Genomic DNA, 14,862 nt, shown 5'->3' with positions numbered 1-14,862 from the left:
GCATGAAGTATTCTTGTTATTCGGCCGCCTCGGACGTCGGCGTCGCAAGCTTGGAATTGTGCAGATCGACGTTGAGGCCGAGCGAGCGCATTTCCTTGACCAGCACGTTGAACGATTCCGGAATACCAGCTTCGAACGTGTCGTCGCCGCGCACGATGGCCTCGTACACCTTGGTACGGCCCGCCACGTCGTCCGACTTCACGGTCAGCATTTCCTGGAGCGTGTACGCCGCGCCGTAAGCCTCGAGCGCCCACACTTCCATTTCGCCGAAACGCTGTCCGCCGAACTGCGCCTTGCCGCCCAGCGGCTGCTGGGTGACGAGCGAGTAAGGACCGATCGAACGCGCGTGGATCTTGTCGTCCACGAGATGGTGCAGCTTGAGCATGTAGATGTAGCCCACCGTCACGTTGCGATCGAACTGATCGCCGGTTCGTCCGTCGTAGACCGTCGACTGGCCGGATTTGTTCATCCCGGCGAGTTCGAGCATGTCCTCGATGTCCTTCTCCTTGGCGCCGTCGAACACCGGCGTTGCAATCGGAACGCCAGCGCGCAGGTTCTTGCCGAGTTCCATCAACTCGGTGTCGTTCAGCGTCTTGATGACCTCATCGTCGCCGTAGACCTTCTTCAAGGTCTCCTTGAGCGGCTTGATGTCCGACTTGCCGTGGCCGTAGTAGGCATCGACCGCCTGCCCGATCCGCTTGCCGAGGCCTGCGCAGGCCCAGCCGAGATGCGTTTCGAGAATCTGGCCGACGTTCATGCGCGAAGGCACGCCGAGCGGATTGAGCACGATGTCCGCATGCGTTCCGTCTTCAAGGAACGGCATGTCTTCGATCGGCACGATCTTCGACACCACGCCCTTGTTGCCGTGACGTCCGGCCATCTTGTCGCCCGGCTGAATCTTGCGCTTCACCGCGACGAAGACCTTGACCATCTTCATCACGCCCGGAGGCAATTCGTCGCCACGCTGCAGCTTCTCGACCTTGTCGAGGAAGCGCTGTTCAAGGCCCTTCTTCGATTCGTCGTACTGCTTCCGCATGGCTTCGATTTCAGCCATCAGCTTGTCGTTCGGCGACGCGAACTGCCACCACTGCGACTTCGGATACTCCTCGAGCACCGCACGGGTGATCTTGGTGTCCTTCTTGAAGCCCTTCGGGCCAGCAATGCCCTGACGGTTTTCAAGCAGCTCGGCGAGACGGCCGTAGACGTTACGGTCGAGAATGGCCTGTTCGTCGTCGCGGTCCTTGGCGAGACGCTCGATCTCTTCCCGCTCGATCGCCAGAGCGCGTTCGTCCTTGTCGACGCCGTGACGGTTGAACACGCGGACTTCCACGATCGTGCCCTGCACGCCCGGAGGCACGCGCAGCGAGGTATCGCGAACGTCGGACGCCTTCTCACCGAAGATGGCGCGCAGGAGCTTTTCTTCCGGCGTCATCGGGCTTTCGCCCTTCGGGGTGATCTTGCCGCACAGGATGTCGCCGGCGCGGACTTCCGCGCCGATGTACACGATGCCGGCTTCGTCGAGGTTCTTCAGCGCTTCTTCCGAAACGTTCGGAATGTCGCGGGTGATTTCCTCAGGTCCGAGCTTGGTGTCGCGGGCCATGACTTCGAATTCCTCGATATGGATCGAGGTGAAGACGTCGTCTTTCACGATCCGCTCGGAGAGCAGGATCGAGTCTTCGAAGTTGTAGCCATTCCACGGCATGAACGCGACGAGCACGTTGCGGCCGAGCGCGAGTTCGCCGAGATCGGTCGACGGACCGTCAGCGATGATGTCGCCCTTGCGCACCTGATCGCCCACCTTCACCAGCGGACGCTGGTTGATGCAGGTCGACTGGTTCGAGCGCTGGTACTTCATCAGGCGGTAGATATCGACGCCCGACTTGGTCGGATCGAGATCTTCCGTCGCGCGGATAACGATACGGGTCGCGTCGATCTGGTCGATCACGCCGGTGCGGCGGGCTGCGATCGCAGCGCCCGAATCGCGCGCCACGACACCTTCCATGCCGGTGCCGACGAACGGCGCTTCGGCGCGCACCAGAGGCACGGCCTGACGCTGCATGTTCGAGCCCATCAGCGCGCGGTTGGCGTCGTCGTTCTCGAGGAACGGGATCAGCGCCGCGGCGACCGAAACAAGCTGCTTCGGCGACACGTCCATGTAGTCGACCTTGTCCGGCGTGATCTGCAGAACTTCGCCGGCGTGGCGGCAGATCACCAGATCGTCGGTGAAGCGGCCCTTGTTATCGAGCGGCACGTTCGCCTGAGCGACGCGGTAACGGCCCTCTTCCATCGCGGAGAGGTAGACTACGTCGTCGGTCACGCGGCCGTCCTTCACCTTGCGGTAAGGCGTTTCCACGAAGCCGTACTTGTTCACGCGCGCGAAGGTCGCGAGCGAGTTGATCAGACCGATGTTCGGTCCTTCCGGCGTCTCGATCGGGCAGATACGGCCGTAGTGCGTCGGATGCACGTCGCGGACTTCGAAGCCCGCGCGTTCGCGCGTCAGACCACCCGGTCCAAGCGCCGAGAGACGGCGCTTGTGGGTGATTTCCGACAGCGGATTGGTCTGGTCCATGAACTGCGACAGCTGCGACGAACCGAAGAATTCGCGCACGGCGGCGGCGGCGGGCTTCGCGTTGATCAAGTCCTGCGGCATGACGGTGTCGATATCGACCGACGACATGCGCTCCTTGATCGCGCGCTCCATACGCAGCAGACCGATGCGGTACTGGTTCTCCATCAACTCGCCGACCGAACGCACGCGGCGGTTGCCGAGGTGATCGATGTCGTCGATTTCGCCCTTGCCGTCGCGCAGGTCGACCAGCGTCTTGATGACGGCCAGGATGTCTTCCTTGCGCAGCGTGCGCATGGTGTCCGGCGCGTCGAGTTCGAGACGCATGTTCATCTTCACGCGGCCAACGGCCGAGAGGTCATAGCGCTCCGAGTCGAAGAACAGCGACTGGAACATGGCCTGCGCCGAATCGATCGTCGGCGGTTCACCCGGACGCATCACGCGATAGATGTCGAACAGCGCGTCTTCACGCGTCATGTTCTTGTCGGCGTTCAGTGTGTTGCGGATGTAGGGACCGATGTTGACGTGGTCGATGTCGAGGATGGGCAGCTCCTTGTAGCCCTGCTCGTTCAGCGCCTTCAGCAGCTTCTCGGTGATTTCCTCGCCGGCCTCGGCATGGATTTCGCCGGTCTTCGGGTTGACGAGGTCTTCCGCGAGATAGTTGGTGATGAGCTCATCGTCGGACAGGCGCAGCGCCTTGAGGCCCTTTTCCTGGAGCTGACGCGCCGTGCGCACGGTCAGCTTCTTGCCGGCTTCGAGCACGACCTTGCCGCTGTCGGCGTCGATCAGGTCATTGATCGTCGAATACCCGCGGAAACGGTCGGCAACGAACGGAACGCGCCAGCCTTCCTTGATCCGCTTGTACTGGATCTTCTTGTAGAACGTGGACAGGATTTCTTCGCCGTCGAGACCGAGAGCGAACATCAGCGACGTCACCGGAATCTTGCGGCGGCGGTCGATGCGCGCGAACACGATGTCCTTGGCGTCGAACTCGATGTCGAGCCACGAACCGCGATACGGAATCACGCGCGCAGCAAACAGCAGCTTGCCCGACGAATGAGTCTTGCCCTTGTCGTGATCGAAGAACACGCCCGGCGAACGGTGCATCTGCGAGACGATGACGCGCTCGGTGCCGTTGACCACGAAGGTGCCGTTCATCGTCATGAGCGGAATGTCGCCCATGTAGACGTCTTGCTCCTTGATGTCCTTGACGGACTTGGCGCCGGTTTCTTCGTCAATATCGAACACGATGAGGCGCAGCGTCACCTTCAGGGGCGCAGCGAACGTCATGCCGCGCTGGCGGCACTCGTCGACGTCATACTTCGGCTGTTCAAATTCATAGCGGACGAACTCGAGCTGCGAGGTGCCCGAGAAATCGTTGATCGGGAACACCGAGCGGAACACCGCCTGCAAGCCTTCGTCCAGCCGCCCGCCGGTGGGTTCATCGACCATCAGGAACTGGTCGTACGACGCCTTCTGAACCTCGATGAGGTTCGGCATCTCGGCAACTTCCTTGATGTGTCCGAAAAACTTACGAACGCGTTTGCGACCAGTAAAAGTTTGCTGCGACTGCGCCATCGTGGCCTCTCATTTCGCCGCCCTTGATTGGCGGCATCTTCCGGAGTGCGATGGGCACCGCCCCCGGGGTAAATTTCAAATTGCCCAAACGACCTGCCTGAGCTTCGCGGCATCCGAGCTTCTGGCTCCGGGCTTTCCCGATCCGAATCTCAAGACGCAAAATGACGCGCGGGGCGCTGGTGGCGCCCTGCCCGTCAAACAAATCCTACGGCTTATTAAAGCCCGAAATCTCTCGTCTCCCGACGTCCCGCCTTGAACTCGTTCCGGGTTTCAAAGGGCGATCCGTCCTTTCGTGCCTCCGCCTATGTAGGCGGCAATCGCGGCGATTCGAGGGGGTCAAATCATCGAACCGTCACACATTAAAGTGTCCGGCCGGCCCCGAAGGACCGACCGGGAAACGTATCGGCTTACTTAAGCTCGACCTTGGCGCCAGCCTTCTCGAGCTGAGCCTTGATCTTCTCGGCTTCGTCCTTGGCAACGCCGTCCTTGACGGGCTTCGGTGCGCCTTCGACGAGGTCCTTGGCTTCCTTGAGGCCCAGGCCGGTGATGGCGCGGACTTCCTTGATGACTTCGATCTTCTTGTCGCCGGCCGAGGCGAGAACCACCGAGAACTCGGTCTTCTCTTCAGCAGCGGCAGCACCGCCGCCAGCACCCGGAGCAGCAGCAACCGCAACAGCGGCAGCAGCCGAAACGCCCCACTTCTCTTCGAGAAGCTTCGCGAGTTCAGCAGCCTCGAGAACCGTGAGGCTCGAGAGGTCGTCTACAATCTTCTGCAAATCAGCCATTTTGTCTTTCCTTAGCGTATCAGTTCGAACCAGTTGAGATGGAGAATGGCATCACGCCGCTTCACTCTTGGAGGCATAGGCCTGAACCACGCGGGCCAGCTTCGCAGCAGGCGCGGTGGAGAGCTGAGCGATCTTGGTCGCAGGCGCCACAAGGAGGCCAACGATCTTCGCGCGCAGTTCATCAAGCGACGGCAGCGAGGCCAGAGCCTTCACAGCGTCGGGATTCAGGACAGTGGTTCCCATCGCGCCGCCAAGGATGACGAACTTTTCGTTCGCCTTGGCGAATTCGACGGCAACTTTCGGTGCTGCAACCGGATCGTTTGAAGTCGCGATCACGGTCGGCCCCTTCAACAGGGAGCCGATGGAAACAACATCCGTGCCTTCCAGAGCAATTTTGGCGAGACGGTTCTTCGAGACCTTTACCGAGGCGCCAGCCTGCTTCATCTGCGTCCGCAGAGTCTGCATCTGGGCAACGGTCAGGCCGGAATAATGAGCAACGACCGCAACGCCCGTGGCCTTGAAGACCCCGTTCAGCGTTTCGACCGCCTCTTTTTTTGCCGCTCGTTCCACAGCAAGCTCTTTCCGGTTGGCGGTCCGCTTGAGACAGAACCGCCGGGTTGCACCGATCGTCCTGCCCGCTAAGCCTCGAGACATTCATCTCTCAACACGTCGGGCACGACGACATTTTCGGAAGCCTGCCCTCTCGCCCTGGCTTGCCTTGCGGTTCGCCTGAACGAGGTGTCGAGGTTCGAACCAAATCCGCAGCCACCGCCGAATCGGGGGTGGGTCACGAAATCCGGTTTTCACCCGTCTGTGCAGGAGATTAAGCGAAGCCGCTTCCACAAGGGATTCGGCCAGGCACCTGCAGTCTTGGACAGGATGGAGCTTTCTCCGGCTTTTGACACCCGAGACAGCCCCGGCTCATTTTCGTCAGTCAAAACAAGAGCTTTCCGTTCCTGTGAGCAATCCATGCGGAATGATCGACGAGGAATGGACTCCTATTGGTTTGATTTTCGGAAAACGAACACGGACGCGCCAGCGACAGCCAGCACGCCCGGAAAGGAATGTTTAACGGGTCAGGTTCGCCTTGCCAAGGAGATTCTGAGTTCCCAAAGCATTTTCCGGGCCAGAAGCTGCTCGGAGTCGCCCGGCAAAGGCGTCCGTCAAAGCATAACGGACCAAGTCTTTAAGTTCAACCTCTTGTATTGCCTACGATTTTCGGACACGCCCCGCCTGCCGCAGCCCATGCCTTGATCAAATCCCCGAACTCCTTCTGGCTTCCGGGCGCTGGCGTCCGGTTCGCACCCGGCGACCAGGCCCAGCCGACCAGACTGTCCTCGGCCATATGCTTCACAAGCGCGGCCATGTCCTTGCCGTCGTTACGCTTCGGGTCCTTGATCTGCTCGCAGATCTGACCGAGTGATCTGCCCTGCCACGCCATCTCCAGCGGCGCGAGGTGCCACTGCGGATGACCTGGCACACCGGCGGGATCGAAGTTCGTCTCACGGTGGCAGGTGTTGCAGGCGAGACCGCTCGCAGCCCCCATGCCACCCTCGCCCCGCACCACCAGCGGCTGATGCGGAGTCATCTTGTTGGTCTGCGTCGGACGCTCCGTCGCTGGATGGCAGTTCATGCAGCGCGGCGACATGATCACCTTGCCGGCTTCCTCGAATAGCGCAACGGCGCGCTCGTTCTTGCTCTTGATGTCGTCGAAGGCCGACACCGGCTTCAGTTTCACTGGATTGACCGACGGCTCCATCGCAGCATCGGCCTCGCCGCGAAATGCCGGTCCGGCGAACGCCAGCAACGCTGCGGCAAAAGCGCCTGCGCCGAGCGCCATCACGCCCTGTCTGAGCACCCTCATGCGGATGCTCCCGGCACGATCGGCAATTGCCGCGGACGTACCTGACCGAGTTTGGCCATCGCATTGGCTACCGCAGGGCCGATTGGCGGCACGCCCGGTTCACCGACGCCGGTCGGGCTCTCGCTCGATTTGACGATGGTGACTTCAACCGCAGGCATCTCGTTGATGCGAAGCGACCGGTAGGTGTCGAAATTGCCCGGCACCACACGGCCGTCCTCCATCGGCACATCCGCATAGAGGATGTGACCGAGGCCGAACCCGATGCCGCCCTCCATCTGCGCGCGGATGATGTCCGGATTGACGGCAACGCCGCAATCCACCGCACACCAGACCTTGTGGACCTTGGGGCCTTCGTCGCCCATCGACACCTCAACGATCTGCGCGACAAATGTCTTGAAGCTCTCGACCACCGCGACGCCGCGTGCGCGGCCCGGCTCGAGCTTTGCGTTCTTCCAGTCCGCCAGTTCCGCGACCGCGCGCAGCACGCCGGCATGACGCGGCTTCTTGCTCATCAGCTCAAGACGCCCCTCGACCGGATCTTTTCCGGCCGCCTCCAGCAACTCATCGACGAAGGCTTCGACGGCGTAGCCTGTGTGGGTGTGTCCGACCGAACGCCACCACAGCACCGGCACGCCGACATCGACCTGATGCAGATCGCACTTGAAGTTGGCGACGTCGTAGGGGATTTCGTTCGAGCCTTCGTAGGCGGTCGAATCGAGCCCATCTTTCATTGCCATCGCCTCGAACGGCGATCCCTTCATGATCGACTGCCCAACGATGGTGTCGCTCCAGGCCTGGATTTTTCCATCGCGCACCACGCCGCGCATGCGGTGAATGCTGAACGGGCGATAGTATCCGCCGCGCATGTCGTCTTCGCGCGTCCATACCAGCTTGATCGGTTTGCCGGGGCCGATGGCTTTCGCCACTTCCGCAAGCTCAGCGGCCACATGCACCGTCTGCTGCGCGCGCCGCCCGAAGCTGCCGCCGGCGAGAATGGTCTTGAGCTGGACCTTCTCCATCGGCAGACCGAGGATCTTCGCGATGGTCGCGTGATCCGGCGTCGGGAACTGGCTGCCGAAGCGCGACGACGCCGTATCGCCCTGCCAGTGGATGAACGCATTCAGCGGCTCCATCGCCGCGTGGGCCAGATACGGAAAAACGTATTCGGACTCGATGATGCGGCTGCCGGCCTTGGAGGCTTCCGCCTCGAAGTCGCCTTCCGTCTTCACCGTTTTTCCCGGCGTCTTCGACAGGCCGCGAAACTCGGTCAACAGTTGCGCTGTACCGCGCTTCTCCGCCTTGCTGTCGTCCCAGGTGATTTTCAAGAGATCGCGTGCGGTCTTCGCCGGCCAGAAGCCTTTTGCATAGACTGCGATACCGGTCGGCACCTGCCTTACATCGACCACGCCGGATACAGCCTTGGCTGCTGTCGCGTCGAACGACGCAACCATGCCTCCAAAGCGCGGCGGCCGCGCGATCACCACCGTCAGCATGTCCGGTTCGTTGATGTCGAGCGTGAACACCGCAGTGCCGTTCGATTTCTCGGCGCTGTCGAGGCGCTTGACCGCACCTTCCTTGCCGATCAGCTTGAACTGCGACGGGTCCTTCAACTTCGGATTGGCCGGGACCGGCAACTGGTTCGCCTTCTCGGCGAATGCACCGAACCGGCCTTCCTTGCCCGACGGGTGCTTGATCACCCCATTTTCAACGGTGATCTCCGCCGCAGGCACGTTCCACTCCTTGGCGGCCGCAGCCACCAGCATCTCGCGCGCGGCTGCGCCAACCTTGCGCATCTGTTCGTAGGAGTTTGAGATGGCGCTCGATCCGCCGGTGCCTTGCACGCCAAACCCCAGATTCTTGTAGAGCACGGGATTGGACGGCGCGTGATCGGCGCGCATCTGCGACCAGTCGGCGTCGAGCTCTTCGGCGACCAACGTCGCCATGCCGGTGAACGGTCCCTGTCCGAATTCGATGTGCTTGCAGAGCACCGTGACCGTGTTGTCCGGCTTGATGATGAGGAACGTGTTCGGCACGATGTTGACCTGCGCCGCAGCGGGCGCACCTTGCGCGAACGCCTTGCCGCTCCTTGCGATGTAAACGCCGATCGCGAGTCCCGCTCCCGCCTTGAGAAGCGAGCGGCGCGAGAGAGCGGATGCGCGCGTGACTGTGTCTTTGATGTGTACGTTCATGGCTCAGCCCTCCAGCGACTTGGCAGCGTCGTGGATCGCGGCGCGGATGCGGACATAGGTGGCGCAGCGGCAGATGTTGCCGGTCATCGCCAGATCGATGTCCTCGTCCGTCGGCTTCGGATTGAGTGAGAGCAACGATGTCGCGCTCATGACCTGTCCGGACTGGCAATAGCCGCATTGCGGCACATCGAGTGCGACCCACGCCTTCTGCACGGCCTGAGCTTCGCGGCTCTTGATGCCTTCGATGGTGATGATTTCGCTAGCGCCGACCGCCGACACCGGCAGCGAACATGATCGCACCGGCTGGCCATCGACATGCACGGTGCACGCGCCACATTGCGCGACGCCGCAGCCATACTTGGTGCCCATCAATCCCGCGCCGTCGCGGATCGCCCAGAGCAGAGGTGTTTGCGGATCGACATCCACACGATGTTCGCCGCCGTTGATCTTGAGTACGAATGCCGCCATCGCGGATCTCCTTCGAAAATCGAAGGCGAAGCCTACATTCGACTCGTTCTAAACATCAATCAAACTAATGTGCGCTGCGGCGAAGCTATATTTTTCGATACGCGAGGAACGAACCCTCGCAATGTGTGTTCTGGTTTCTTATGTCTGTCCCCATCCGCGTCCCCGATGATGACAGTTTTATTTCCCGGCTTCACGTCACCGGATAACGCAGCGGCTTGCCTGAAAAGAAGGCATCGAGATTGGCCATGACGCAATCCTGCATGGCGATGTGAGCCTCGACCGTGTGGCCGCCGATGTGCGGCGTCAGCACAACGTTGGGCAAGGTCGTCAGTGTGTCCGGCGCATGCGGCTCTTTCGCGTAAACGTCGAGACCAGCACCCGCGATCACGTTGCTCTCAAGTGCTGCGACCAGCGCTGCCTGATCAATCACCGAGCCGCGCGAAATGTTGACGATGGTTCCCTGCGGGCCAAGCTTCTTGAGAATGCCGGCATCGACCGCGTGCTGCGTGTCCGCGCCAGCGCGCACCGCTACCATCAATATGTCGGCCCACTCCGCCAGCGCCGCGAGACTGGCGTGATACGCATATGGGACGTCGTGCTTGCTGCGGCTGTGGTAGGCAACTTCGGTTTCGAACACCGCGCAACGTGCCGCGATCTTGCGGCCTATTTCGCCCATGCCGTAGATTCCGATTTTGCGTCCGGTCATGCCGAGGGGCGGACGCATCGATGGCGATGGTTTCGCGCCGGACCATCCGCCGCTGCGCACGTAGTCGTCCGCGGCCACCAATCGTCGCGTCGTCGCCAGCATCAGCGTCATCGCAAGGTCGGCAACCGAAGCCGCGTTCGCCGCGGGACTGTTGCCGACGGCAATCTTGCGCCGCGCGGTTTCCGCGAAATCGATGCCGTCATAACCTGTGCCATAGCAAATGATCGCCCCCAGCGACGGCAGCATATCGAGCACCACCGGAGGAATCGCCTGCCCGCCCGCCGTGATCATCGCGCGGATCGGCTTGAGCTGTTCGGCGCTGAAGGTCTCAATCGGTGGCCTGCCCTTGCCGTCGAGCAATTCGTAGCGCTCGCCGATGCGCACCATCTGCGCTTTTGGAAACCGCGAAAAGATCAGGACTTGATGGGGCATTGCTGAACTTCCACTGGAACATAACGAAAAAGGCGGAGCAGGTGTTTATCCCCGCTCCGCCTTCAAATCATTCAAGCCAATGCCGATCAGGAGTTGAGGCTGCCCGGCTCGACCTTGACGCCCGGGCCCATCGTCGACGAGACCGCAACGCGCTGAACGTAGGTGCCCTTCGAGCCAGCAGGCTTCGCCTTCACAACCGCGTCGGCCAGCGCCTTGATGTTCTCAACGAGCTTCTCTTCCGAGAAAGAGACCTTGCCGATGCCAGCCTGCACGATACCGGCCTTCTCGACACGGAACTCGACCGAGCCGCCCTTGGCGCCCTTGACCGCGTTGGCGATGTCCATGGTGACGGTGCCGATCTTCGGGTTCGGCATCATGCCACGCGGGCCGAGCACCTTACCGAGACGACCGACCAGCGGCATCATGTCAGGAGTTGCGATACAACGATCGAAATCGATCGCGCCGCCCTGCACCTTCTCAACGAGATCTTCAGCACCGACGACGTCAGCACCCGCAGCCTTGGCTTCCTCAGCCTTGGCGCCGCGGGCGAACACGCCGACGCGCAACGTGCGGCCGGTGCCGTTCGGCAGTGTCACCACGCCGCGGACCATCTGGTCAGCGTGACGCGGATCAACGCCGAGGTTGATCGCAATCTCGATGGTCTCGTCGAACTTCGCCGAAGCGCGTTCCTTGATCATCTTGACCGCATCAGCGATCGGATAGAGCTTTTCGCGGTCGATACCCTCACGGGCTTTGACCAGTTTCTTGCCAACAGCCATGATCGTTACCCCGCTACCTGGAGACCCATCGAACGGGCAGAGCCCTCGACCATCTTCATGGCCGCTTCGACGGTGTCACAGTTGAGATCCTTCATCTTCTTTTCGGCGATCTCGCGCACTTGCGCTTGGGTCACCTTGCCTGCGGAGTCGCGGCCCGGCGCTTTCGAACCGGACTGGATCTTCGCCGCCTGCTTCAAGAAGTAGGACATCGGCGGGGTCTTCATTTCAAACGTGAACGACCGGTCCGCATAAATGGTGATGACCACCGGGATCGGGGTGTTCTTTTCTTCCTTCTGCGTCTGCGCGTTGAACGCCTTGCAGAATTCCATGATGTTGAGGCCGCGCTGACCAAGCGCGGGACCGATCGGTGGCGACGGGTTCGCCGCACCGGCCGGCACCTGAAGCTTCAGGTATCCGGTCACTTTCTTAGCCATACTTCACTCCTTCAAACGATCCGGACCATTCCGGACCTTCTTAGGACCGTGGTGCGGTTCGACAGGCGGCTGGCGACCGGCTGTCTCCTCCCACGGCATTCTCACGTCCCTGCCTGAGCAGGGACGAAAACGATCAGACCTTTTCGACCTGACCGAATTCCAGTTCGACCGGCGTCGCACGTCCGAAGATCGACACCGCGACCTTCACGCGCGAACGCGCCTCGTCGATTTCCTCGACCACACCGGAGAACGACGCGAACGGGCCATCGGCCACGCGCACGTTCTCGCCGATTTCGAACGACACCGATGCCTTCGGCCGCTCCACACCCTCCTGCACCTGATGCAGAATGCGCATGGCTTCGGCTTCCGAGATCGGCATCGGCTTGTTTTCCGCGCCGAGGAAGCCCGTTACCTTGGGCGTGTTCTTGATGAGATGGAAAGCCTCGTCGGTGAGGTTCATCTTCACCAGCACGTAGCCCGGGAAGAACTTGCGCTCAGCGTCGATCTTGCGACCGCGGCGCACTTCCGTGACCTTCTCGGTCGGCACCAGCACCTGCTCGAACAGATCTTCCAGTCCGCGCTGCTTGGCCTGCTCGCGAATGGATTCGGAGACCTTCTTCTCGAAGTTCGAATAGGCGTGAACGATGTACCAGCGCATGCTCATTGTTTCGGTTCCGCGCTCAGGCCTGAATGCCAAGAATGAAAGTGATCAGGACGCGAATGATCTGGTCCGCGACGAAGAAGAACACCGAGGACACCGCGACCATAATGAACACCATGATCGTGGTGATCATGGTCTCGCGGCGCGTCGGCCAGGTGACCTTGGCGGTCTCCGAGCGCACTTCCTGCAGGAATTTGAACGGGCTGAAAGCCATCGTCGGGTCCGCATCCGTATTGCCGGGAACGTCGTTCCAGGCGTGATTGAATTATTTCAGGAATCCGGACAGCCCTCGCACGCCACAGTTTCTTGCGCCCAACCCTCTTTAGAAGGATGAGCCGCCAAGCGGGCTCGATTGTCCGGGGATTTCAATGCCGCGCCGGAAATCCGTCAAAACGGGCCGACAGCAGGTGCCGTTATCTACTGTGGGACGGGCGTCAGGTCAAGGTACGGATACTGGGCCAGAAACTGGCAGGAGCGGCAGGGCTCGAACCTGCGACCCTCGGTTTTGGAGACCGATGCTCTACCAACTGAGCTACGCTCCTACAGAGCCGCCTCTATAGCGAACCATTTTCACGCCGTCCACGCCCCCTCACAGCGATTTTCGCTTGGTCACGGAACCCGCCCTGCGGCGATTGCCGCCATCCGGCGCGCCGCGTACATTCAAGAAAAGCTCAACCGGTGGGGGAAACAAACGGTTTGCCGCTTCGCAATGCCATACGCCGCATGTCGCTCACCCACCGGCTGCTGGCGCTTACTCTCGTTGCGTCCCTGCCCGGTCTCGCGGCGGTCAGTTACGGGGCATTTGACCTGCGAAACGCCCGGTATGCGGAAGCCCGCGCCGACGCCCTGCGCAGCGCACAGGTCGTTGCCTCCGAGGTGGGCCAGATTTTCGACGGCATCCAGGGCGCGCTTCGCACGGTGGCGGAGGCCGACGAGGTCCACCGGACTAACAGCACCGCATGCACCGACTACATCATGCGGGTCCGTCCCCATATCGAACCGCTGACCTCCATTCTGGTCGTCGGGCTGGACGGCAACATCCGCTGTTTCAGCGAGCCAAGCCTGGCAGCCCCCAATCTCGCGACCCGCGACTATTTTCGCACCGCCATAGACCAGCAGAAATTCGCGATCGGGACGTTCATCGCCAGCCAGGTGTCCGACCGCAACGTCATTCCACTGGCGACACCCATCATTCGCGGCGGAAAGGTTACAGGCGCAATTGTCGCCGGCCTCAATGTTGATTGGCTGGGAAAGCAGTTGAAGCAGCGCGGCGTACAACGCGGCGGCACCATCCTGATCGCCGACCGCAACGGCATCGTAATCTCACGCGAACCGGCCCCCGAAAAATATGTCGGCAAGAAGATCGACGACAGTCTCGGCAGAATCGGTGCAGCGGCGCCTGGAACCGAGGACATCATCGGTATCGACGGTGTGCCCCGCATCATCGGCTACATCCCGGCATCGGTGACCCCGTTCGGGCTTTACGTCAGCAGCGGCATCGCGCGCAGCGAAGCATTCGAGCCGATTGACCGTGCCGTGCGCAACAGCATTGCGCTGTTCGCACTGGGAAGCGCGGTGGCGTTCCTGCTGGCCTGGCTTGTCGGCGAGGGCATCATCCGCAGGCCGCTGATGCGCATGGTGGCGACGGCCGAAGCGTGGCGGCGCGGTCACGATGCCGTCCGCACCGGCATCGTCGGCCGCAGCGACGAAATCGGCGTGCTCGGGCAGACCTTCGACCGGCTGATGGACGAAAACGCCATGCGGGAGGAACAGCGCGCCACCGCCGAGGAACGCCGCGAGATTCTGGTTCATGAACTCGCCCACCGGGTCAAGAACACCCTCGCCACCGTGCAATCGATCGCGTCCTTGAGCTTTCGCCACAGCCAGGGGCCAGAAGCCCTGCGCCAGTTCCACGAACGCTTGCAGGCGCTGGTGCGCGGCCACGATCTCCTGACCCGCAAGAACTGGCAGCACGCGGATCTGTCTGAAATCGCGCAAGCCGCGATTGCCCCGCTACAGGAGGAACGAGGACATCGTTTCGTGATTTCGGGACCGCCGGTGGACCTGCCGCCGACGACGGCCGTGCCGATGGCGATGATCCTGCACGAGCTTTGCACCAACGCAATGAAGTACGGCGCGCTGGCGAACGACAGCGGCCGCGTCACCATCGGCTGGACGGCGCAGCCCGATGAAGCGGGCACAGCCGTCAGCCTGATATGGAGCGAGAGCGGCGGACCCTCGGTCGCGCCTCCCGACGAAGAAGGTTTCGGCACGCGGCTGATTTCGAATCTCAGCCGGCAACTCGGCGGCGATTGCACCTTCCGCTACCCGCCGTCGGGGCTCGTCTTTCACCTGAGCATGATTGCGCCGGACACAGAGCCGAGAAACTAGCTCGAAGCA

At 61.6% G+C, this 14,862-nt stretch carries 12 protein-coding genes and 1 tRNA gene; 1 reads left to right on the top strand and 12 read right to left on the bottom strand.

All coding sequences use genetic code 11. The features are described from left to right. Window positions 1-16 precede the first annotated feature (16 nt). From rpoB to YH63_RS15275, 12 genes are all read right to left on the bottom strand, one after another. Entirely contained in the window at window positions 17-4,144 is a 4,128-nt protein-coding gene (gene rpoB / locus YH63_RS15330; RefSeq protein ID WP_046826844.1) for a DNA-directed RNA polymerase subunit beta, read from the bottom strand. A 407-nt stretch (window positions 4,145-4,551) separates the two neighbouring features. Further along, window positions 4,552-4,929, bottom strand: coding sequence for a 50S ribosomal protein L7/L12 (rplL, locus tag YH63_RS15325; protein ID WP_046826845.1), 378 nt, complete (start codon window positions 4,927-4,929; stop codon window positions 4,552-4,554). Between the two features lie 51 nt (window positions 4,930-4,980). Beyond that, window positions 4,981-5,499: a 50S ribosomal protein L10 gene (gene rplJ / locus YH63_RS15320; RefSeq protein ID WP_046826846.1), complete on the bottom strand. Its 519-nt coding sequence runs from the start codon at window positions 5,497-5,499 to the stop codon at window positions 4,981-4,983. Between the two features lie 622 nt (window positions 5,500-6,121). Next, complete coding sequence (locus tag YH63_RS15315) at window positions 6,122-6,793, bottom strand: hypothetical protein (protein WP_046826847.1); 672 nt, start codon at window positions 6,791-6,793, stop codon at window positions 6,122-6,124. Next, entirely contained in the window at window positions 6,790-8,982 is a 2,193-nt protein-coding gene (locus YH63_RS15310) for a xanthine dehydrogenase family protein molybdopterin-binding subunit (protein ID WP_046826848.1), read from the bottom strand. Before YH63_RS15310 ends, YH63_RS15315 begins: the two co-directional genes overlap by 4 nt. 3 nt (window positions 8,983-8,985) lie before the next feature. Beyond that, on the bottom strand, window positions 8,986-9,450 hold the full coding sequence (locus YH63_RS15305; protein ID WP_046826849.1) for a (2Fe-2S)-binding protein: 465 nt from the start codon (window positions 9,448-9,450) through the stop codon (window positions 8,986-8,988). A gap of 190 nt (window positions 9,451-9,640) precedes the next feature. Further along, a complete protein-coding gene (locus YH63_RS15300; protein WP_046826850.1) occupies window positions 9,641-10,588 on the bottom strand; it encodes a 2-hydroxyacid dehydrogenase in 948 nt (315 codons plus the stop codon). 86 nt (window positions 10,589-10,674) lie between these two features. Beyond that, window positions 10,675-11,367 (bottom strand): 50S ribosomal protein L1, encoded by a 693-nt coding sequence (rplA, locus tag YH63_RS15295; RefSeq protein WP_046826851.1) that lies wholly within the window; start codon window positions 11,365-11,367, stop codon window positions 10,675-10,677. A gap of 5 nt (window positions 11,368-11,372) precedes the next feature. Next, window positions 11,373-11,801 carry a 50S ribosomal protein L11 gene (gene rplK / locus YH63_RS15290; protein ID WP_046826852.1) on the bottom strand — a complete coding sequence of 143 codons (429 nt, stop codon included), beginning with the start codon at window positions 11,799-11,801 and terminating at the stop codon, window positions 11,373-11,375. Window positions 11,802-11,934: 133 nt separating this feature from the next. Beyond that, window positions 11,935-12,465, bottom strand: a complete 531-nt coding sequence (gene nusG / locus YH63_RS15285; RefSeq protein WP_006021087.1) for a transcription termination/antitermination protein NusG — start codon at window positions 12,463-12,465, stop codon at window positions 11,935-11,937. 16 nt (window positions 12,466-12,481) lie between these two features. Next, a complete protein-coding gene (gene secE / locus YH63_RS15280; protein WP_046826853.1) occupies window positions 12,482-12,676 on the bottom strand; it encodes a preprotein translocase subunit SecE in 195 nt (64 codons plus the stop codon). A 252-nt stretch (window positions 12,677-12,928) separates the two neighbouring features. Beyond that, window positions 12,929-13,004, bottom strand: a tRNA-Trp gene (locus tag YH63_RS15275). A 181-nt stretch (window positions 13,005-13,185) separates the two neighbouring features. Here YH63_RS15275 and YH63_RS15270 point away from each other — a divergent pair. After that, window positions 13,186-14,853 (top strand): sensor histidine kinase, encoded by a 1,668-nt coding sequence (locus tag YH63_RS15270; RefSeq protein ID WP_046826854.1) that lies wholly within the window; start codon window positions 13,186-13,188, stop codon window positions 14,851-14,853. The last annotated feature ends 9 nt before the right edge of the window (window positions 14,854-14,862 follow it).

The organism is Afipia massiliensis (genome assembly GCF_001006325.2).
Taxonomy (GTDB): Bacteria; Pseudomonadota; Alphaproteobacteria; order Rhizobiales; family Xanthobacteraceae; genus Afipia; species Afipia massiliensis_A.
This window is presented reverse-complemented; position numbering and strand designations above follow the sequence as displayed.